The 21,409-nt window shown below is 35.3% G+C and carries 14 protein-coding genes and 2 tRNA genes; 5 read left to right on the plus strand and 11 right to left on the minus strand.

The features are described from left to right. The first annotated feature begins 775 nt into the window (after positions 1-775). The 4 genes from CLV00_RS01670 to CLV00_RS16360 all read left to right on the plus strand — a co-directional run bounded on the left by CLV00_RS01670 (position 776) and on the right by CLV00_RS16360 (position 1,460). Complete coding sequence (locus tag CLV00_RS01670) at positions 776-1,027, plus strand: GIY-YIG nuclease family protein (RefSeq protein ID WP_099713525.1); 252 nt, start codon at positions 776-778, stop codon at positions 1,025-1,027. After that, positions 1,022-1,093 (plus strand) — tRNA-Arg (locus tag CLV00_RS01675). Before CLV00_RS01670 ends, CLV00_RS01675 begins: the two co-directional genes overlap by 6 nt. 49 nt (positions 1,094-1,142) lie before the next feature. Next, positions 1,143-1,394 carry a GIY-YIG nuclease family protein gene (locus tag CLV00_RS01680; RefSeq protein ID WP_099713526.1) on the plus strand — a complete coding sequence of 84 codons (252 nt, stop codon included), beginning with the start codon at positions 1,143-1,145 and terminating at the stop codon, positions 1,392-1,394. Next, positions 1,389-1,460 (plus strand) — tRNA-Arg (locus tag CLV00_RS16360). The genes CLV00_RS01680 and CLV00_RS16360 overlap by 6 nt, the downstream gene beginning before the upstream one ends. 181 nt (positions 1,461-1,641) lie before the next feature. Here the strand turns inward: CLV00_RS16360 and CLV00_RS01685 are convergent. Next, positions 1,642-2,397 carry an NUDIX domain-containing protein gene (locus tag CLV00_RS01685; protein WP_099713527.1) on the minus strand — a complete coding sequence of 252 codons (756 nt, stop codon included), beginning with the start codon at positions 2,395-2,397 and terminating at the stop codon, positions 1,642-1,644. A gap of 325 nt (positions 2,398-2,722) precedes the next feature. Between CLV00_RS01685 and CLV00_RS01690 the strand changes: the two genes are divergently transcribed. Continuing rightward, positions 2,723-5,053, plus strand: coding sequence for a glycoside hydrolase family 3 C-terminal domain-containing protein (locus CLV00_RS01690; protein WP_199074746.1), 2,331 nt, complete (start codon positions 2,723-2,725; stop codon positions 5,051-5,053). A 219-nt stretch (positions 5,054-5,272) separates the two neighbouring features. Here CLV00_RS01690 and bglX read toward each other — a convergent pair whose 3' ends face one another. The 10 genes from bglX to CLV00_RS01740 form a co-directional block, all read right to left on the minus strand. Then, entirely contained in the window at positions 5,273-7,498 is a 2,226-nt protein-coding gene (gene bglX / locus CLV00_RS01695; RefSeq protein ID WP_099713528.1) for a beta-glucosidase BglX, read from the minus strand. A gap of 69 nt (positions 7,499-7,567) precedes the next feature. Beyond that, positions 7,568-9,307, minus strand: coding sequence for a cellulase family glycosylhydrolase (locus tag CLV00_RS01700; RefSeq protein WP_099713529.1), 1,740 nt, complete (start codon positions 9,305-9,307; stop codon positions 7,568-7,570). Positions 9,308-9,339: 32 nt separating this feature from the next. Beyond that, positions 9,340-10,797 carry a glycoside hydrolase family 30 beta sandwich domain-containing protein gene (locus tag CLV00_RS01705; RefSeq protein ID WP_099713530.1) on the minus strand — a complete coding sequence of 486 codons (1,458 nt, stop codon included), beginning with the start codon at positions 10,795-10,797 and terminating at the stop codon, positions 9,340-9,342. A 20-nt stretch (positions 10,798-10,817) separates the two neighbouring features. After that, positions 10,818-12,224, minus strand: coding sequence for a glycoside hydrolase family 30 beta sandwich domain-containing protein (locus CLV00_RS01710; protein WP_233206841.1), 1,407 nt, complete (start codon positions 12,222-12,224; stop codon positions 10,818-10,820). A gap of 60 nt (positions 12,225-12,284) precedes the next feature. Further along, positions 12,285-13,130: an endonuclease/exonuclease/phosphatase family protein gene (locus CLV00_RS01715; protein WP_099716190.1), complete on the minus strand. Its 846-nt coding sequence runs from the start codon at positions 13,128-13,130 to the stop codon at positions 12,285-12,287. Between the two features lie 115 nt (positions 13,131-13,245). Further along, positions 13,246-14,334: a family 16 glycosylhydrolase gene (locus CLV00_RS01720; RefSeq protein WP_233206842.1), complete on the minus strand. Its 1,089-nt coding sequence runs from the start codon at positions 14,332-14,334 to the stop codon at positions 13,246-13,248. A gap of 73 nt (positions 14,335-14,407) precedes the next feature. Further along, complete coding sequence (locus CLV00_RS01725) at positions 14,408-15,364, minus strand: hypothetical protein (RefSeq protein ID WP_099713531.1); 957 nt, start codon at positions 15,362-15,364, stop codon at positions 14,408-14,410. A gap of 7 nt (positions 15,365-15,371) precedes the next feature. Continuing rightward, a complete protein-coding gene (locus CLV00_RS01730; RefSeq protein WP_143394869.1) occupies positions 15,372-16,469 on the minus strand; it encodes a hypothetical protein in 1,098 nt (365 codons plus the stop codon). Positions 16,470-16,483: 14 nt separating this feature from the next. Continuing rightward, the gene (locus CLV00_RS01735) at positions 16,484-17,992 is read right to left on the minus strand and encodes a RagB/SusD family nutrient uptake outer membrane protein (protein WP_099713533.1); all 1,509 of its coding nucleotides are present in this window, start codon (positions 17,990-17,992) and stop codon (positions 16,484-16,486) included. Between the two features lie 14 nt (positions 17,993-18,006). Further along, the gene (locus tag CLV00_RS01740) at positions 18,007-21,117 is read right to left on the minus strand and encodes a TonB-dependent receptor (protein WP_099713534.1); all 3,111 of its coding nucleotides are present in this window, start codon (positions 21,115-21,117) and stop codon (positions 18,007-18,009) included. Positions 21,118-21,409: the final 292 nt, after the last annotated feature.

Genomic DNA, 21,409 nt, shown 5'->3' on the forward strand with positions numbered 1-21,409 from the left:
TGAAATAAGGGAAAAATAGCAATACAATATTATATTATAAAACGAAAATATATTGGGCAAATAAAGGAGAATATAAAAACGGTTCGTAAAAAAATAAAATCGATTACTAAACAGGTATTTAGAACGCTTATATCAGGATCTACAATTTCTGAAAATAGTAGTCAAAACTCAATTGGGAAATAAGTTACATACTAAGAATCATACTTAGATAAAACTATACCCTCCTAAAATATTAACATTAAAAGGTAAGTTTAATTATGCGATTTTTTCTATTACTTTAATCCCTAAAGTGCTTAACTGTAAAATTCTAACATCTCTTTTGGCTACAATTTTTTACCTTTAAAAAACTTGGAATTATTAAAAAACGTTATAAACACTTAGCTAAATATTTTAAAATTAAAGATGAATCATTAAAAAAAATCAAATAACTGCAAAACAATAAACTAACTCATAATTTCAAGCAATCAAAAAAAGTTAAGATCGGTATAAGGTGTTCCATTGTAGCCCCATCGACTCCACAGAAAGACAAACAAAGCCAGTGGAAGACAGTGGCTTTGCTTTTTTTTAACTTTTGTTTATTTTTTTGACACTAGTTTAAAAATACACAAAAGATATAAATCTTTGGAACGTAATTTTTTTAAATTCTAAAATTTAGAATATCATTTTATACTTTCAAAAAATGTCAAAATTGGTATTAAGTGTTCGATTCCAATCCCTGATACTCCACAAAAAACTCCATTAGAAATAATGGAGTTTTTTTTATGTCTAATAGTTTATGGAACACATTACCTACATCCTTTTTAGCGGAATTAAAAATAGATATTATATTGGTTTCACTTCTAATTTAGAAGAACGTATTATTCGACACAATCAAAAAAGCAAAGGTTTTACCGGCAACGTAAATGATTGGAAAGTTGTTTATATCGAAAAACACGAAACAAAAGAATTAGCTCAACAAAGAGAATTACAAATCAAATCTTGGAAAAGCAGGATTAAAATTCAGGAACTAATTTCAAAAAAAGATTAGTTCAGCTGGTTCAGAGCATTCCGATTCTATCGGAAGTGGTCGGGGGTTCGAACCCCTCATCGCCCACAAAAAACTCCATTAGAAATAATGGAGTTTTTTTTATGTCTAATAGTTTATGGAACACATTACCTACATCCTTTTTAGCGGAATTAAAAATAGATATTATATTGGTTTCACTTCTAATTTAGAAGAACGTATTATTCGACACAATCAAAAAAGCAAAGGTTTTACCGGCAACGTAAATGATTGGAAAGTTGTTTATATCGAAAAACACGAAACAAAAGAATTAGCTCAACAAAGAGAATTACAAATCAAATCTTGGAAAAGCAGGATTAAAATTCAGAAACTAATTTCAAAAAAAGATTAGTTTTGCTGCTTCAGAGCATTCCGATTCTATCGGAAGTGGTCGGGGGTTCGAACCCCTCATCGCCCACAAGAAACTCCATTAGAAATAATGGAGTTTTTTTATGTCAAATATTTCCCCCTCCTGTAATAGGATCAAGTTCAAAAGTTGGAGGTCATATAAAAAGATTAGATAACCTCAACAAAAAAAATAGCAATACACAAAAAACTCCATTATTTCTAATGGAGTTTTTTATGTTTATTTCTTCAGATTACCAACCCTGCGTCAATCCGTTCTTAACGACTTCTTCATATTTTTCTTTATCGAAACTATATAAATTTGGAGCTTTGTGCGCTACATTACTCTTCTTCTCGTCCAACTTTGTCAAGATTCCGATTGCCATTATCTTTCGCAGAAAATTTCTACGGTCGAGTTTTCGGCCCAATATGGTTTCATATAATTTTTGTAATTCCGGAATAGTAAATTTTTCGGGAAGTAAATTATATCCTACCGGCATCAAATTCAACTCCATGCGAAGGGTTTCCAATGCTGTGTCCAGAATTTGTCTGTGATCCAAAATCAATTCCGGTACCGAATTATGGTCAATCCACTCCACAATTTCATTTTTGCCTTCAGGCTGCGGAACCGTTTGTAAAAAATCGACTAAGGCATAATACCCAACCGTTACAAAACGACTAGCATACCATTTTCCTTCGTCTAAAGGGATTCCGTAAAAATCCAGAACAGCATTACTAACATCAACACTACACCTTCTAGCTGCTCCGAAGGTAGAAAACTGCCTCAGAAAAATTCCTTTCAATCCTGTTCTGCCATGTAACACAGTTACAGCAGCCTCATCAATATCTTCATTTACAGGTACAAAACCGCCAGGCAAAGCCCATTTATCGCTGTACTTTGTTTTTATCAATAACACTTTGAGTTGATTGTCATGAAATCCGAAAATCACACAATCTATTGATAAACCCGGCTGATATTCTTCCTTGTTATCTAAAATGGTTTTTAACATGTGATTTATTCTAGTAATTAATATACCCTTTGAAAGACGCAATTTAGTTTATTTTTTTTAAGAAAATAAAAGTGCGCCCAATTTTGAAAATTCATCATTATTACTTTTTGGTTTAAACCAAAAAAATATTTCGGCAAAGAAACAAATCCAATCAACAAGAAAACATATTTGCACAAAAAAATAGTAAAAAAAAATCATTTACAAAAAAAATTGTGAAATTTTATAGTGAATGCATTGTGAATCAAAAAAAGATGTACATTGCGTCAAAATAACACATAAGATTATTATTTAAAATAGTTACCAAAAAACAACCAAATTAAAGACTATGAAAAAAATCATTTTACTACTTATTGGACTTGTATTGTCTTCACAATCGTATGCCCAAGCAGTAGATTATCGCGCTAAGGCAAAAAAATTAGTTTCTCAAATGACCTTAGAAGAAAAAGCTTCTTTGTGTTCCGGTGAAACAGCTTGGTCCACAAAAGCCATAACCAGACTAGGAATTCCTTCTATTTTTATGACTGACGGGCCACATGGTTTACGTAAAGCGGAAGGTTTTGACTTTACCAACAGCGTTCCTTCTACATGTTTCCCAACCGCATCTGCACTTGCTTCCTCATGGAATCCTGCTTTGGCACAAAAAATGGGAGAAGCTTTAGGAATCGAATCTCAAGCTAACGATGTTCAAATATTATTAGGCCCAGGAGTAAATATGAAGCGTTCCCCTCTTGGTGGAAGAAACTTTGAGTATTTTTCTGAAGATCCAGTTCTAGCCGGAAAAATCGCTATCGGTTTTATAAATGGAGTTCAAAGTCAAGGTGTGGGAACTTCCATGAAACACTTTGCAGCAAACAGTCAGGAAGCTGAACGTATGTCTAATAGTTCTAATGTTGACGAACGTACCTTGAACGAAATATATTTTCCAGCCTTTGAAATGGCCGTAAAAGAAGCACAACCTTGGACGGTAATGTGTTCATACAATAAACTTAATGGAACATACGCATCTGAAAACTCCTATTTATTGAATCAAATGCTAAAAGAAAAATGGGGCTTACAAGGCTTTGTAGTTTCTGATTGGGGCGCAGTAAACGAAAGAGCTCTAGGAGTTGGTGCCGGATTGCATTTAGAAATGCCTGCAAGCGGAGGTTTTAATGATAAAAAAATTGTTGAAGCTGTAAAAAAAGGAACTTTGGCGGAAGCCAGATTGGATGAAATTGTAACTGATTTACTTGCCATTACTCTAAAAGCAAAAGACAGCCACAAAAAAGGAATCGTTGTGGACAAAGTAAAACACAATGAATTAGCCAGACAAGTAAGTGGCGAATGCATTGTTCTATTGAAAAACGACAATGCGATTTTACCACTAAAATCAGCTTTAAAAAAGATAGCTATTGTTGGTGATTTTGCGAAAAATCCTCGTTATCAAGGAGCAGGAAGCTCACAAGTGAGACCTACACAAATTGTAAATGCACTGAATGAATTACAAAAAATGGCAAAAGGAACTCAATTTTCCTTTTCAACAGGGTATAATACTGCTGGAGAAACAGATGATGCTAAAATTGCTGAAGCAGTTCAAAATGCAAAAAATTCAGAATTAGTGATTGTTTTTGCTGGTTTACCGGACAGTTATGAATCAGAAGGTTTTGACAGAAACAACATGGACTTGCCTGCAGGTCACAACAAATTGATTTCAGAAGTAGCAAAAGTTAACAAAAACATTGTAGTGGTATTGATGAATGGCGCTGCTGTTTCTATGCCATGGAAAAACGATGTTGCTGCAATTGTCGAAGCGTATCTTGGTGGTCAAGCCGGTGGTGGTGCAATTGCTGACGTGTTGACTGGAAAAGTAAACCCTTCCGGAAAATTATCTGAAACCTTTCCTACACGCTTGGAAGATACTCCAACTGCAATGGATTTCCCTTCAAAAGACGGAAATGCAAATTATGGTGAAGGAATTTTTATTGGATACCGTTATTATGACAAAAAGAAAATCGAACCTAACTTTCCTTTTGGTTATGGTTTGAGTTATACCTCTTTTTCGTATTCTGATATTAAAGCCAATACTACAGCAGCTAAAGATTCTGATGCAATCACCATATCAGTAAAAGTAAAAAATACAGGTAAAATTGCAGGTAAAGAAGTTGTTCAACTTTATGTTCATGAACAAGAAAGCGAAGTATCAAGACCCGAAAACGAACTGAAACACTTTGAAAAAGTAGCATTGCTAGCCGGAGAAGAAAAAACAGTTACATTTCAATTGACTTCACGTGACTTTGCTTATTTCAATTCAAAATCTCATGATTGGGCTATAAAATCAGGGAAATTTGACATCCTTATTGGAAGTTCCTCTCGTGATTTGCCTTTAAAACAAACCATCACTATTGAATCTACAAAAGCTGCAAAAATAGTGCTGACACGTGAATCATTATTTAAGGAATTCAAAAAATCTCCAAACAGTCAAGCGATATACGAACAACTGGTTCAAAGTTTCACTGGTGCCAATAAAAAACCAGAAACGGAAGATGAGAAAAAAGCAGCTTCATTTTTAGAGGCAATGTTAGCCGATATGCCAATCAATAAATTTCTTTTATTATCAGGAGGAAAATTCACAGAAGAAAATCTGGATGGTATTTTGAAAGCTGTCAACCAAAATTAAAAATTGTTATTAATTGTTGTTAAAAAAGTATTGAAAAAGAATTTAATTGGATATCGTCTATAGAGCACATCTAAATTAAATTCCCTCTCATCAAGTCTATTTCCCTAATTAAATACCATAACTACAAGTTCGTTAGGCAATAGATGTAGAGTCAATACTTTTTTTTATTTTAGAACTCAATCGACAGTATTCTTAGAAATACTGTCGATTGAGTTTTTTTTATTTCACTAATTCAAAAGTCGTTTTTAAACGAATATCTGAAGAAGAAGAACCAATCATCAAATCAAAATCTCCCGGCTCAGCAATCCATTGTAGTGCAGTATTGTAAAAAGATAACTTTTCTTTGTCAATGATAAATTTGATGGTTTTTGTTTCACCCGCATTCAGTTTTATCTTTTGAAAATCTTTCAGTTCAATTATTGGTCTGACAACTGATCCTACTTTGTCTCTCAAATACAACTGAACTACTTCTTCACCAGCTACTTTTCCAGAATTTTTCACGTTTAATGAAACCTCGATTTTTTCAGTATTTTTAATTTTATTTTTGGATAATTTCAAATCTGAATATTCGAAAGTGGTATAACTCAATCCAAAGCCAAAAGGAAATCTAGGACTATTTTTTAAATCAGTATACGCAGAAACATAATTGGAAGCCGTTTCATTAGGAGCTGGTCTTCCTGTATTAAAATGATTGTAATAAATAGGAATTTGTCCTTCTTCTCTTGGAAAAGACATTGGCAATTTTCCCGAAGGATTGTAATCGCCAAACAAAACATCAGCAATAGCATTACCTGCTTCGCTTCCTAACCACCAGGTGTAAGCAATTGCTGGGACATTATCTGCAGTCCAATTAAAAACAAGCGGTCTTCCCGCATTAATCAAAACCACGACAGGTTTCCCGGTTGCTTGAATCGCTTTTACCAGTTCTTCCTGAACTCCAGGCAAATGAATATTACTGCGACTTTTAGCTTCGCCACTCATATCTGCTCTTTCACCAATACTCAAAATCACAACATCGGCTTGATTGGCAACAGCAATTGCTTCCGCAAAACCATCTTTGTTATCCCCTTCAATTTCACACCCTTTGGCGTAAAGCAATTTAGTTGAACTACTTACTTTATTTTGAAAACCTTCCCATTGCGAAACCACTTGTTTGTCATAATCTAGTTCTGGCAATTCTACAGCCCAAAAACCCATATTTTGTTTGTGCTCTTTAACCAAAGGTCCAATAAAAGCAATTGTTTTTGTGTCTTTGGAAAGTGGTAAAATGTTTTTCTCATTCTTCAATAACACGATACTTTTTGCCGCAATATCCCTTGCTGCTTTTCTGTGCTCCGGATTGTTCAATGCAGCTTGCTCTCTCTCCGGATTCGAGTATTTATAAGGATTATCAAAAAGTCCTAATTCAAATTTTTTGCGTAAAATTCTTTTTACGGCATCATCAATCAAGGCAATTGGCACTTTATTTTCTTTAACCAACTCCGCTAAATGGTATCGATACGCATTGCTTTCCATATCCATATCACTTCCTGCAGTTATGGCTTGTAACGCGGCTTCTTTATTGTCTTTTGAATATCCGTGATTGACCATTTCTCCTATCGAACCCCAATCAGAAACTACAAAACCTTGAAAGTTCCATTTTCCTTTAAGAATGTCTCTTTGCAGGTATTTATTTGCTGTAGCTGGAATTCCGTTAATATCATTAAACGAATTCATAAATGTTGCGGCTCCTGCATCTAGCGCTGCTTTAAAAGGAGGCAAATACGTTTCCCAAAGCATTCTTTCGCTCATATCTACTGAGTTATAATCTCTCCCGCCAACAGCTGCTCCATAGGCTGCAAAATGTTTCACGCAAGCCATTACCGAATTGACATCACCTAAATTACCCTGAAAACCTTTGACTCTGGTGTAAGCAATTCTCGAACCTAAATAAGTATCTTCTCCAGCACCTTCCATTACTCGTCCCCAACGCGGATCACGAGAAATATCAACCATGGGCGCAAATGTCCAGTGAATTCCACTTGCCGATGCTTCTACAGCAGCAATTCTTGCTGAAAGTTCCATCGCTTCTAAATCCCAACTTGCAGCTTCTGCTAAAGGAAGTGGAAATGTAGTCTTGTATCCATGCACCACATCCTGACCAAACAACAATGGGATTTTTAATCGAGATTGCATCGCTAATTCTTGATACTGTCGCGTATATTTAGTTCCTAAAATATTCAACATCGATCCAATTAAACCTTTTTTAATTTCGGTTTCCTTATTTGGATTTATGGTTATAGGTCCAGTCGCTTGATTGTTTCCCGTATATTGATTAAGTTGTCCAATTTTCTCTTCGAGTGTCATTTGCTTAAGCAAAGCATTCACTTTTTGGTCAACTGTTTTTTGTTGGGAAAACCCAATAAAAAAAACCAATAAAAGAACTGTAGTTCCTATTTTTTTCATTTCAAATTTCTTTGTTGTTTCACTAGCTATTTAGAATAGTATGAAACGAGTTTATAGTCTTGTATGCCTTTATTTTTTTGCTTTTTTAAATTCCAAAAAGTTCAAATTGAAATTTCCTTTTTCGAAATGTACTTTAACTTTATTCGTCCCTTGTTTTAAAACCACATTTTTTAAAATCACCGTTTTCCAATTGTCTTTTCCGCCTGAAGATGGAATTGTTATTGTTTCAGAGATTTTCCCGTTTTCATCTTCTAAATAAAGTTTTCCACCTGAAGCCTCACTCGCATAACGAATAGCAACATCAAAAGTAGTTTTCGATTTCACCTCAACGGTGTATTGCAACCATTCACCATCTTCAATAAAAGCAACCTGAAATCCGTTTGTCATTGTATCATTGCAAGACTCAATATCAACTCCATCATTTCGCATCATTCCGCCTTTGTTCCATTTAGTAAACTTTGTCCCGTCATAATTAGCGACATCTTTATCCAAATAAGCATATCCGTTTTGTCCTAAATCATATTCAGTTGCGAATACTTTCCCTGGCAAAGAATGTTTTTTGTATTTCTTAGTATCGGTTGTTTGAACTTGTCTGAACATGGCATCAATCACATCATATCTTATAGTCAGATTTTTCATTTTGAAGTTTTCAGCGATATCCATTACTCCTTTTTTGGCAAAATCTACAGTAGGCTTCGCTCTTTCATTATTCCAATATTTCAACAATTGATCGTATTCCGGAGTTTTTGTAACCGAAGTAACTCCAGCTAAATTTTCAATTTTTTTCATTGGCCAAAAAGCCCAACCAATATTATTTGTCTCCACTAAAGAGATAGCTTCCTTGAACCAAACATTAGAATTTTCACCACTTTCTCCCAACCAAATTGGCACATTGTATTGGGTTCTGTAATCCAACATTTTTTGTATCGAAGCTGTGTCATTTTGATTCCAATATTTATGAAAACTCAACGCCATATTTTCATCCCAAAGCGGAAACATTCCGTTGTAATTATTTCCCCAGCAATTCCCTTCAATGAAAGTTAAATGATTTTTATCGATGGCTCGAATGGCATTTGTAACCCTAACTTGCAAAGCTCTTAAAGGCGCATTCGATGTTTCATCGCAACCATTTTGATTTGTTCCCGTAAAATTCCAATTGGGTTCATTGATAATATCGTAAGCTCCTACCCAAGGATTGTCTTTGTAACGCTCTGCTAATTTTTCCCAAAGCGCCACCATTTTATCCTGATTGGCCTTACTTTCCCAAAGTGATGGTTTTGCAGAATCATAATCAGAGATATTAGCATCTTTTCCTTGTCCACCCGGAGCTGCATGCAAATCCAGAATCAGATATATTTTATTGGCAGCACACCAGCTTAATAAATCATCGGTCATTTTGAAACCTTCCTCCAGCCAAGTATTCTGACCAGAAACCGCTTCTTGTTCAAGAGGCAAGGTGTATAAATTGTAATGCATTGGCAAACGAACAGAGTTGAAACCCCAAGCCGCCAATGAATCAATATCTCTCTTTGTTATTCCATTTGCTTTATAGGCATCATAAAATTCTTTGGTATTTTTGGCCCCAATTAAATCCGTTATTTTTTGTTTAATTACATGTTGAGGACCTGCAAATGAACCGGTTTGAAGCATATATCCTTCCTGAACCATCCATCCGCCCAATCCCAAACCACGCAACACAATATTTTTCCCGTTTCCATCGACAATTTCTTGTCCATTTCTATGTAAAAATCCCTGTCCAAACGAGGCAATTGAAAAAGAAATAAAGACCATTAAAACTATTTTCTTCATAAAGTAGGTTTTAGAATAAGACCGTTTAAAATTTAATACACTAATGTTTGAATCCCATGAGCAGGAATTACAACAACCGTTTTCTCAGTAGCAATAATTAAATTATACGTAACACTTTTATCGCTATGATTCATTACTACAGTAACCATTTTTCCATCTTTATTCAGGAATGAAGTACTTATCAAACTGCTTCGGCTTACTGCTGTACTGACTCTTTTAGCATCTGGTCGAATGAATTTTGAAAAATGTCCGATGTAATAATACGAAGGTGTGTAAATTAATTCTCCTGAATTAGTATCTGCATGAATGGGTGCAAAACAAAAATTCCCTACGTGATTTGGTCCACCATTTTGGTCCAAAAGAATATTCCAATCCGTCCAACCGACAGTTCCATTATTAAAATCATTAATCATAGAAGTTCCATATCGTTCTCCGTTTGCCCAAAATTGGTATTTCTTAGCATCAAATTTTTCGACGCAACCTTCGGTAAACATTAAATTCTTAGATGGATAGGCTTCGTGTACTTTTCGAACATTATCAAACATTGGTTCACCTCCTGCCCAAGTTTCGTACCAATGAAATCCCATTCCCCAAGCATATTTTGAAGCTTCCGGATCAGAAAAAATAACATTGGCTCTCTGGTTCATCAAATCACGGTTGTGATCCCAAACCACAATTTTTTTACTTCCTAAACCTTCTTTTTTCATTGTTGGCCCAAGGAAATTCTTCAAGAAATCTCTTTCGGCTTCTGCAGAATATACACATGATTCCCAGGTTTGGGTTGCCATAGGTTCGTTTTGAACGGTCAATCCCCAAATTGGCATTCCCTCTTTCTCATACGCTTTGATAAATTTTGTGTAATAATTTGCCCAAGATTGATAGTATTCCGGAAGTAACGTTCCTCCTTTTAGCATGTTGCCATTGCTTTTCATAAAAGCGGGAGGACTCCATGGCGAAACATAAAGCAATAATTTTCCACCAGCCGTTTTTATGGCTTCTTTAAGCATTGGAATGCGATATTGTCTGTCGTGATCAATATTGAACGTTTTTAAATCCTTGTCTCCATCTTTGATATACGTATAGCTTCCGCTCGAAAAATCAGAACTATGAATGGTGGTTCTCAATAACGAATACCCAATACCTTTTTCTTTATCATAGTAGGCATTCAAAAGTTCTTGCTGTTTCTCTTTGCTCAATTTTGCAAAAACCTCAGCACTTGCATCCGTGATTGCTCCACCGATTCCCATGAAGTTTTGGAATGTTTTAGTTGGTTCCACAAAAACAGAAATCTCTGTTTCTAAAGGTTGTTTGGAACTGCTAAAACTCAATTTATCGGTTTGTGTTAATCGCAACTTTGTATTTTCTGCTGTAGTATAAACGGTAATCGTTTTGTCTTTTGTAGAAAAAGATTTAAGTTTAGCTTGGCTTTTTTGCTGAGAAAAAGCAAAAAAAGATGTTGCCAAAAGTACTACTGTCGTTATTCTTTTCATGATATTATTATCTATTTTATTTACCAGATATACGTTCCTACCGAACCTGCTTCGAGTGAAGTTTTTACCCAGTTTCCATTGTATTTGATATTGAAAATTTCGGAAGTATTTCCATCATTTTCAACAATTAAAACTTTTTTCCCACTTGGCGTTTTAAAAGCCACATTGTTTAAATTTCCACTAAAGTTACTCGAAATTCTCACTGAACCGGCAGGAACAAATTTAGAAGCATGGGCAATGATATAATATCCTACATTTCTTGTAAAACTATCACTGCTGTTAATCGTCAATGCGCCTTTACAAGTGGTACAACCGCCCGGAGTATTTGGTCCAAAAGAAGCATTATTGGCTAAGTTCCATTCTAATGCTGTTTTACTCCAATTACGCATCGAGCCGATAATTACATTTTTCACATGCCATTTCAAATCCCCTTCAAAACTTCCTGTTGAAGACGTGTATTGCTCCGTGAAATAGATGTTTTTATTGGGAAAAGCACTGTGAACTGTAGACAAAGCACTTATATCTCCTTCGTACAAATGAAATGCAGAACCATCAACATAAGGATTTGCTCCTGGATCATTCAGCACTGCAATAGGATATTCCGGTTTGTTGCAATTATGGTCGTACGCCACAATTTTAGTCGATAAGTTTGCAGTTTTGAAAGCAGGACCTAAATGATTTTTTATAAAATCAGCCTGATGTAATGCAATCATCAACATACTTGGATTATTGCCCGGATGCAAGGGTTCGTTTTGAGGCGTAACAGCATCAATGGCAATCCCTTCGGCTTTCATAGTTTGAATGTATTTTACAAAATATTTTGCATAAACCGCATAATATTCTGGCTTCAAGCTTCCGCCAACAAAACCATTGTTGTCTTTCATCCAAACTGGAGGAGACCACGGAGTAGCCATTATTTTAATATTTGGATTGATTGCTACAATTTCTTTCAGCATTGGAATCAAATCCGTTTTATCTGATGCTAAACTAAAATTGTCCAGATTCATATCCGTTTGCCCGCTTGGTAAATCATCATACGTAAATGGCGCGGCATTCAAATCGGATGCACCAATGCTAATTCTTAAATAGCTTATTGCAATGGAATTGTCATTGGTTCCAAATAATTCTTTTAATAATTCTTGTCGCTTTTGGGTATTTAATTGATTAATAACCTGAGCGCTTCCTCCTGTTAAGGTATATCCGAAACCATCGATTGTTTGAAACACTTTAGAATCGTCAACCTCAATATTAGCATAGGTATTATAGGCTGTGCCAAATGCTAAAACTGATGTTTGTTTTTGAAGCACCGCATTTTGATTGCCTTTTGTCAACCAAAAATCCATTTCATTTGTGACTGCCACTGGCGGAGTTGGCGTAGGTGCTGGAGCCGGATCAACAGTATCTCCAGACGGAGAACACTTTGACATAAGCAACATAAGGGTTAATACAACTAAAAATTTCATAGTGTTTTTTATAGTGTTCATAATTTATTTAAAGTTTACTTCAACATAAACCGGCAAATGATCTGATGGATATTTCAAGTCTTTTGAATCACTCAAAACGGCATATTTTTTTACTTTCAAAATGCTATTCTTCGAAATAAAAATATAATCAATCAATTTAGTTACGGGTTCGTTGTGTTTAAAATTATTAAATGTTCCATAAGGCCCGAAAGGTTTCTCTTGCGAAACTTCTCTTGCGTCATCCATTGCTTTTTTAAGCAGTATTATTCTGTCCTCTTTAGGCTCTGAATTTAAATCACCCATAAGAATCACAGGATATTTTTTTGTGTTTAGTTCCTTAATTTTCGAAAGAATTAATTGGATTCCTTTGGTTCTGGCTTCTTCGCCTATGTGATCCAAATGTGTGTTAAAAATCCAAAAGAATTGTTTTGTTTTCAAATCTTTGAACAATGCATACGTACAAACTCTATTGTAGGCAGCGTCCCAACCTTTTGAAATTGTGTTGGGTGTTTCAGAAAGCCAGAACGTATTGCTTTCTTTAACTGTAAATCTTTCTTTTTTATAAAAAATATTAGACGATTCTCCTTGCCCAATTCCGTCTCTTCCAATACCTACATTATTATATTCCGGAAGTGAATTTGTAATATCAACAACCTGATTGGGTCTTGCTTCTTGGACTCCAAAAATATCAGGATTGTAAAATTGAATTTGAGAAATGAAATAATCTTTGCGAAGACTCCAAGCATTCTCTCCGTCACTGGCGACATCTAAGCGAATATTATACGTCATCACTTTCAATGTTTGCCCATTAGAAAAAATTCCCATTAGCAGAAAAACTCCCGAAACAATTATTTTTTTTACCTGATTCATGTATACTATTTTTTGATGAATTAATATTTGATACCAAATATAACACTTCATTAGAGCTTCTATCCAACTTACAAATAGAAGCTCCCAATGAAGACCTAACTAAACAAAAATATAATTAATTGTAAACCCTAATGTAATCGACCTCAAAAGTGGAAGCCGTAAAATTAGGATCTATTGCTCCGCCAAAATTCCCTCCCATTGCACAATTTATGATTAAGAAAAAATTCTGATTAAAAGGAAGACTAGCCGAGTTTGCAAACGTATAAAACAATTGATTATCAACGTAAAACTTAATTGATGTAGCTGACCAATCTATTGAATAAATATGAAACTCTGTTGAAGCATTAGGAACCATAACCGTACTTGTATCAGGAGTATTTCCTGAACGTCCGGGAGAATGCAAAGACCCATGAACCTTGTTTTGGCTGTTGCCAACATGCTCCATAATATCAACTTCTCCACATGCGGGCCAAGCAGTTGTGCTTATATTACTTCCTAACATCCATAAAGCAGACCAAGTTCCAGCACCCAAAGCCAGTTTTGCCTTAATTTCCACTCTTCCGTATTTGAACGAAAATTTATCTTTTGAAAGAATTCGAGCCGAAGTATAATTGCTTCCGCTAAAACTTTCTTTCAGCGTTTTAATTTTTAACAAACCATCCTGAACAATTACATTTTCCGGTCTGTTCGTGTAATATTGGGATTCATTGTTTCCCCAGCCACCAGCACCTAAATCATAACCCCATTTTGAACTATCGGGAGCGCCATTGACATTAAACTCATCTGACCAAACTAAAGCAGAACCCACAAAAACCGTTACTGAAATAGTGGAAGAAACAAACTGTCCTGAATTATATGCTGACACATATATAACATAGGTATTTGTACCCGCTGTTGTATAGGTATAAGTAAAACTTCCATTTGTTAGCTCTTTAGTTTCTCCATTACCAAGTAAAATTTTATAAGAAGTCGCATTAGTCGCACTGATGTTAAAATTTACTGTTCCGCTTCCATCGCCATTTGGATTTTGTGCAGTTGCACCAGCTACTGTTGCTGAAACCGAAAGATTTGAAGGCGCAGTTACCGTTTCTTCTTCGGTATTATTACTACCACTGCATGATAACAACATGAAAAAATTAGCCAAAGCCAATAAAAACATATAATTTTTATTTTTCGAAAATTGAAGTACCATATTATTTCCCATCCTTTAAAAGCTTTTTATGATTAAAATAAAGCTCAGAATTTTTGACAATTCTGAGCTTACATTTTATAATTTATTAAAGTGCTGGTTTCAATTTTAGATACCAAGCATTTCCAGTTTCGGTTCCTTGTACTCTAAGATACATGTAAGTTGATGTAATAACCAAGATTTCATATTCTTTTTGAACTGCACCATATCCTATGAAAGTATCTACACCTGACAATAAAATACTCGTTTGGGTAGACGTTGAATTATCAGCATTAGTAACTACTACCGGCGCACCTGATGATGCGGGTACAAAACTAAAAGCAGAAGTTCCGCCTCCGTAATTATAACATCCTTCATCTCCTGAACCCGGAATACCCGGAAGAGTTGTTAGTGAACCTGTTTTTGTAAATGCACCGTCCGGAGTAGTAACTTGCAAGGAGTATGTTCCCGAAGCTGCAACTTTAGCAAAAGTAAAAGTGGCTGTGTAAAAACAATTTGCAGAAGCTACTTTTTCATTAACACCACCGGCCCACCATTCTGGTCTGATAGAAGCAACATTCCAAGGACCTACGCCAAGATGACCTGCTACACTTTTATCTACTACCCACCTTTTTGAAGCATTATTTGTTAATGCAGTAACAATTTCCGGAGCAACAGTAAAATCACTTCTTACAGTAACGTCTTTAGTAACATTAGTAGAAGATCCTCCTTTGCCATAAGCTACAACAGTTATTCTATAAGTGTTTACCCCAACAGAAGTGTATTTCTTAGTAGCCTTACCTGTTGGTAAATAAACTAAATCCAATGGAGTACTTGCATCATAATCGATTTTATACGAAAGAGCATTGTCTCCTGTCACCGAAATTTTTACACTTCCAGAACCATCACCGTTTGGATGCGTCGCATCTACTCCGACAACCTCAGCATTTATGACAACATTTGCTGGTGCCGATAATTCCCCCAAACTATACTCTTCTTCGTTGCAGCTAATAAATGTTAGTGCTACTATGAAAAGCCCTAAAATGTATTTGATATTTGTTTTCATATTTTTTTTAATTAGTTAATCTAATATTGTCTATATAAATTACTTCTCCTGATCCTTTTGCTGAATCATCGTATCTAAATACAAGTTGAGTAAATTTGGCATTAGCCGGAATTGCTGCAATTGTACTGAAATCAAATACTAATTCTTGCCAAGAATTGGCAACAGTATTGGCTACTTTTAAAACTGCAACACCATTTGCAGGTGTTCCGCCTACTGCCCATTCTAATTCTACATTTAGATTTTTACCCACTTCTGTTGCATACATCAATAATTTGATTTTATTTCCAGTTGCAAAATCTATCGGAGAATCTAAAGGAGTATAAGTTCCACTCCAAGTTTCTGCTCCTGTTGATTTTGTATATTTCCAAACTGTAGCACTAGTGTTTAATCCTGTTGGAAAAGGATTTGCTATTACTGCAGTTGAAATTCCACCAAAAGTTCCACCAACTCCATAATTTTGAGTTGTTAATTCATAGGTAATTGGTAACCCGTACGCATTGTAAATAATAGTTGGTGTCGTTTTTTCGGTTTTGGCAGCGCCACCGCTTAACGCAACAACTTTTACATTATACGTTCCGGCAACTGCATAATCATGAGCAACTTCTCCATCAGTAGCTAATGGCGTTCCAACTTCATTAGGAACATCTCCAAAATAAACTAAATACGATTTTGCATAATCCGCTTTGGCTTTTACTTTTAAATTGTGAATGTTTTTATTTAAAGTAACCGCTAAGTTTTCTGGCGCTCTATACACAACATCTAACGGGAATGTTTGCTCAGTTGTCGATCCAGAAATTGATGTCGCAGTGATTTTTACCGTATATTTCCCTTCTGGATAAACATGGGTTGTACTTGCTCCAGGAGCTACTTTAACTGACGATACTGTTCCATGTCCGTATTCTACTTTGAAAGAAACAGCTCCATCTGCAGTAGGAGTTATTGTTACTTTTCCTGAATTATCAGTGCTGATGTCAAATATCTTATTGAGATTAGCCGATGATTCCGCACCTAAAAGAGCAGTATCTTCGTTGATTCCCTCCACAGTACAACTTAGAGCTACAAGCAGTACTAGTATAAAGCTGAAAATTAATTTTATCTTTTTCATAATTTTATCTTTTATTAATTATAGCCAGGGTTTTGTTTCAATTTAGTCCCTTGAAGTTCTCTTACTGGTATAGGAAAAATTTCATCTTTACCGGCAACGAAACCTCTGTTTGATAATTTAGACGCTGCATCACCCCATCGAACAAGATCAAAAAATCGGTGTCCTTCACCTGCAAGTTCCATTCTTCTTTCATTTTTAATGGCTGCAAGTGTAACCGGAACAGAAGGCAAACCAACTCTTGATCTAACTGCATCAAGTAAAGCTTGAGCTCTTGCTCCTGAACCTAATGCTTCGGCTTCCATCAAATAAGTATCTGCTAATCTTATGATATAAGAATTTTGTCTGTAATTCAATTCTGCTGCTCCACCACCAGTTCTTACATCTTCTTTTCTAGGAAGGAATTTGTTTAAGAAATATCCTGTATCTTGATATCCACCAATATAATCAGCTTTACCAGCTGCTTTTAAAGCTTTCAAATCCAATATTGTAGCACCAAATCTTGGGTCTAACTTAATGGCGTCATATAAATCTTGAGTGATAACATTAAAACTCCATCCTGATGGTAAATCAGGTGCTGTTGAACCTGATGGTCTTGAATAACTTCTAGGGCCTACCATAACATTCAATGAATTCCCTTCGTCTCTACCTGAACCCCAGAATCCCCAGTCAGAATTACCGGCACTGGTGTGAGAAACTTCAATAAGTGACTCCGTATTAAACTTATTAGAAACTACCCATAAATCACTAAAATTGGTCAGCAATTTATTCCCATATTGATTTGTTCCACCCGGCGTACCATTTACTAAGGCAAGAATAGCTGCTGCTTCGGATTTTTTACCTTCTTGTAAATACACTTTTCCAAGCAATGCCTGTGCAGCACCTTTTGTTAGACGTCCAGATTCTGTATCAGCAGGAACAGTTGTTGGTAAAGTGGCTATTGCCTCAATCAAATCTTTCTCGATTTGAGCATAAACTGCTTCTGATGTCGCTTGCTCCACTTCATACATATTAGTAGCGGTCAAAGGCTCCAATAATAATGGAACATTCTTGAACAATCTAACCAAGTTGAAATAATACATGGCTCTCAATGCTTTTGATTCTCCTGCAAATCGCGCTTTCACATCATCTGGCATGGCAACACCCGGTAATTTCAATAATAAAGTGTTTGCTCTAAAAATTCCTTGGTAATGATCATTCCAAAAACTTCCCGGAACTATTGTACCTGTAAGTGTATGCGTAGAAAAACCCTGTATTCCAGCTCCATCTGTAGAACCACCTCCACCTGCGTAGAAGTCATCAGAACCAGCATTCATCATACCTACCATGTTTTCAAAACCACCCGTGTTTTTTCTAATCGCATCATAAACTCCTACCAAAGCTGCTGTAGCTTGGTCTTGATTCGCATAATAGTTATCCGAAAGAAATGACCCCTTTGGCGTTATATCTACAAATTCTTCCGTACAGGAACCGAATGAAACCACAGCTGCTGCAATAAATAAATATTTAAATTTTATCGTTTTCATAATTCTTGATTGTATTAAAATTGTAAATTAGCTCCAAGCATAAATGTTCTTGCTTGTGGATAAATTCCTTTGTCTATCCCGAATACACCGCCACCAATTTCTGGATCATAACCCGTGTATTTAGTTATAGTCAATAAGTTCTCGGCAGTTAAATAAAAACGTACTTTATTGGCTCCAATTTTACTCACCACACTACTAGGCAATGAATATCCAAGTTGAACTAGTTTAAGTCTTAGATAATCTCCTTTTTCCAAGTAAAAATCTGACATCTTTCCAAAATTTCCATTGGTATCATCATTAGTTAGTCTAGGATAATCATTTGAAGTTCCTTCACCTGTCCATCTGCTTAAAGCAATCGTTTGATAGTTTGCATTTCCTACATCCAGTCTTCGCAAGCCCTGGAAAATTTTATTTCCTGCTGCTCCTTGAGCAAATGCCATCAAATCGAAGTTTTTATAATCTAAATTTAAGGTCAGACCAAAAGTGTATTTTGGAATATTACTTCCTAAAAATTGTTTGTCATCATCTCCAATTGAACCATTACCGTCTGTATCTACCCAACGGAAATCTCCAGGACGGGCAGCTGGCTGAATCAAACCTCCAGATGAATTTGTATAAGCATCAATTTCTGCTTGATTTTGAAAAATACCTGCTGTTTTAAATCCATAAAATGAATTATATGATAGTCCAACTTGTGTTCTTGTTACTGCTCCCATAGATTGAAAAGAAGCATCGCCCACTAAATAATTAGAATCTGCTGCCACATAAGTAACTTTGTTTTCTAAGTAAGCAACGTTCCCATTAGCAGAGAAATTAAAGTCACCAAAAGTCTTTTTATATCCTAATTCAACCTCGATTCCTTTATTGTCCATATCGGCAACATTACCTATTGGACTTGCAGTCACACCTACATAACCCGGAATATTTATTGGACGTAAAATCCCTTTGGTTGATTTTTTGTACAAGTCTACAGTAAGACTTATGTCATTAAAAAGTTTGGATTCAAAACCAACATTTGCCTGAGAAGTTTCCTCCCATCTCAAATCTGGGTTATCAAGTGTAAGGTTAGCATAACCAGTCGTAATTGCTCCTGCGTTTCCAAAAGAATAATTATAACCACCTTCAACTAGAGAAAGGTATCTAAAATCTGGTATGGCATCATTTCCAACGACTCCGTATCCACCTCTTATTTTAAAAGTATTAAGTACTTTACTTTCTTTCCAAAAATCTTCTTTGGTTAAAACCCACCCTAAATTAAACGATGGAAATACACCGAATTTATTGTTACCACCGAAACGTGTAGAACCATCACGACGAATAATCCCTGTAAATAAATATTTCTCTTTGTAATCGTAATTCACACGTGAAAATAAAGAGTTCAATTTATGATGCGTAGAATCGTACGTATAACTGCTTCTGTCAGATTGTGGTATATCAAAGTTAAAAGAGGCATCTTTATAATTGGTCACAGGCAATCCAAACAATGTAGCACCAAGACCTCCACCAATATTATCAACATAAGATCCCTGACCCAATAAAACCGTTAAGTTATGATCCCCAAATTGATTTGTATACGTCAATATATTTTCAACATTCCACGCAAAACTTTTGTTTTCATATTTGCTGTAGTTATTTTTTAGCACATTTGAAGTTGCACTTAAATAGAAAACAGGTGTAAATCCTTGACCTCCCCATGTTGCTAATTTTGCTCCAAAAGTTGATCTCACTTTTATATGACTTGTTATAGCCGCTTCAATATATGCGTTACCAACGATGTCATCTGAAGTTCCATAACTTCCTAATCTTGTTTTGGCATAAGCCAAAGGATTCGTCATTTCTTGACCAACCAAACTTGAAATTCCATAAGGATTTCCGTTTGCATCACGAATTACAGGATTAGTAGCATAAGGCGCATCATTCGCTTTTACAGGATCCGTTTCTACCAAAGGAGTAGTTGGGTCTAAGTTGATTGCTGAACTTAACGGCCCACCAAACTCACTGTTTGTATTTCCGATACCAATTGTTTTTTGTCTCGAAAAACCCAATGTTTGTCCGAAAGTAAATACTTTAGATATTTTATGTGTTGAGTTTAAACGGAAATTCTTTTTGCTGTAATTTGATATTTCTGTTGAAACAATTCCTTCTTGTTCTTGAAGTCCAAAAGAAGCATAAAAATTAGAAACATCAGATCCACCGCTGATACTCAATTCATGTGAATAACGGAAAGCGCTTGTATTAAAAATTGCTTTTTGCCAATCTGTACCAACTCCTAAAGCAGATAAATTAGGGAATATTGCAGGTCCACCGGCCGCAACTGATTTTTCATTTAACAAAGCACCATATTGTGTGGCGTTCAGTAAATTTAACGTTTTTTCTGGAGATGAAATTCCTGAAAAACCATTGTAGTTCACAGAAATTTTTCCTGATTTTCCTTTTTTGGTTGTTACCAAAATTACTCCTGTTGCAGCACGAGTACCATAAATCGCAGCAGAAGCAGCATCCTTAAGTACTTCAATCGACTCAATATCAGATTGATTAAGGAATCCTATTCCACCACCATCTACAACAACTCCGTCTACAACCCAAAGTGGATTATTACCACCATCGCCAAAAGTAGTTACCCCTCTGACACGGATTGTTGATCCAGAACCTGGTTGCCCAGAACTGGCAGCAATAGTAACACCGGAAACTCTACCTTGTAAAGCTTGCTCGATACGACCATTTGGTACTTTCTCAAGATCTTTTGCTTTTACGCTCGATATTGCTCCAGTAACAACACTTTTCTTTTGAGTTCCGTAACCTACAACGACAACTTCCTGCAAGTTTTCTGTTGAAGATTTAAGTTTAACATCAACTCGACTTCTTCCATTGATAGCTTCCTTTGAAGTAATATAGCCTACATAGCTAAACTCTAAAGTGGCTTTTGAATCAGCCTTAATTTGATAGTTCCCATCAAAATCCGTAGCCGCAGCTTTGGAAGTTCCTTTAATTAAAACGCTTACTCCTGGGATGGGCAGCCCGTTTTCGTCATATACTTTTCCGTTTACAGTAACATCTTGTGCTTGTGCATAAACTGAGAATAGAATAGATAAAAGACAAAAAATGAACAGTTTTGTAAATTTCATATTTCTAAAAATTTTGGTTAATTAATTAGTAATTTGAAGCAATATTATCACTATTTTTTCTATATTCATTTTAATTATTTACTACAAAAACACATCAAATACATTTTTAATACTTAACAAAAACACATCAAAAAATTTATAAATACTTGTTTTTAAATAGATTAAATATTTTTTTGCTTTGTTATTTAAATGTTAATTTAAATAAAAACCACTACATTTATGAAATAAAGAGAAATTGCGTTTTATTTATTGAATTCATTGAAAAACCATCGTTTTATAAACAATAATAATT

Origin of the sequence: Flavobacterium sp. 11 (assembly GCF_002754315.1) — a bacterium.
Taxonomy (GTDB): Bacteria; Bacteroidota; Bacteroidia; order Flavobacteriales; family Flavobacteriaceae; genus Flavobacterium; species Flavobacterium algoritolerans.

Coding starts and splice junctions, on each gene's coding strand:
- CLV00_RS01705 (WP_099713530.1), bottom strand. CDS start 10,797: ATGAAAAGAATAACGACAGTAGTACTTTTGGCAACATCTTTTTTTGCT.
- CLV00_RS01730 (WP_143394869.1), bottom strand. CDS start 16,469: ATGAAAAAGATAAAATTAATTTTCAGCTTTATACTAGTACTGCTTGTA.
- CLV00_RS01680 (WP_099713526.1), top strand. CDS start 1,143: ATGGAACACATTACCTACATCCTTTTTAGCGGAATTAAAAATAGATAT.
- CLV00_RS01715 (WP_099716190.1), bottom strand. CDS start 13,130: ATGAATCAGGTAAAAAAAATAATTGTTTCGGGAGTTTTTCTGCTAATG.
- CLV00_RS01670 (WP_099713525.1), top strand. CDS start 776: ATGGAACACATTACCTACATCCTTTTTAGCGGAATTAAAAATAGATAT.
- CLV00_RS01690 (WP_199074746.1), top strand. CDS start 2,723: ATGAAAAAAATCATTTTACTACTTATTGGACTTGTATTGTCTTCACAA.
- CLV00_RS01710 (WP_233206841.1), bottom strand. CDS start 12,224: ATGTCAAAGTGTTCTCCGTCTGGAGATACTGTTGATCCGGCTCCAGCA.
- CLV00_RS01740 (WP_099713534.1), bottom strand. CDS start 21,117: ATGAAATTTACAAAACTGTTCATTTTTTGTCTTTTATCTATTCTATTC.
- CLV00_RS01700 (WP_099713529.1), bottom strand. CDS start 9,307: ATGAAGAAAATAGTTTTAATGGTCTTTATTTCTTTTTCAATTGCCTCG.
- CLV00_RS01685 (WP_099713527.1), bottom strand. CDS start 2,397: ATGTTAAAAACCATTTTAGATAACAAGGAAGAATATCAGCCGGGTTTA.
- CLV00_RS01720 (WP_233206842.1), bottom strand. CDS start 14,334: ATGGGAAATAATATGGTACTTCAATTTTCGAAAAATAAAAATTATATG.
- CLV00_RS01725 (WP_099713531.1), bottom strand. CDS start 15,364: ATGAAAACAAATATCAAATACATTTTAGGGCTTTTCATAGTAGCACTA.
- CLV00_RS01735 (WP_099713533.1), bottom strand. CDS start 17,992: ATGAAAACGATAAAATTTAAATATTTATTTATTGCAGCAGCTGTGGTT.
- bglX (WP_099713528.1), bottom strand. CDS start 7,498: ATGAAAAAAATAGGAACTACAGTTCTTTTATTGGTTTTTTTTATTGGG.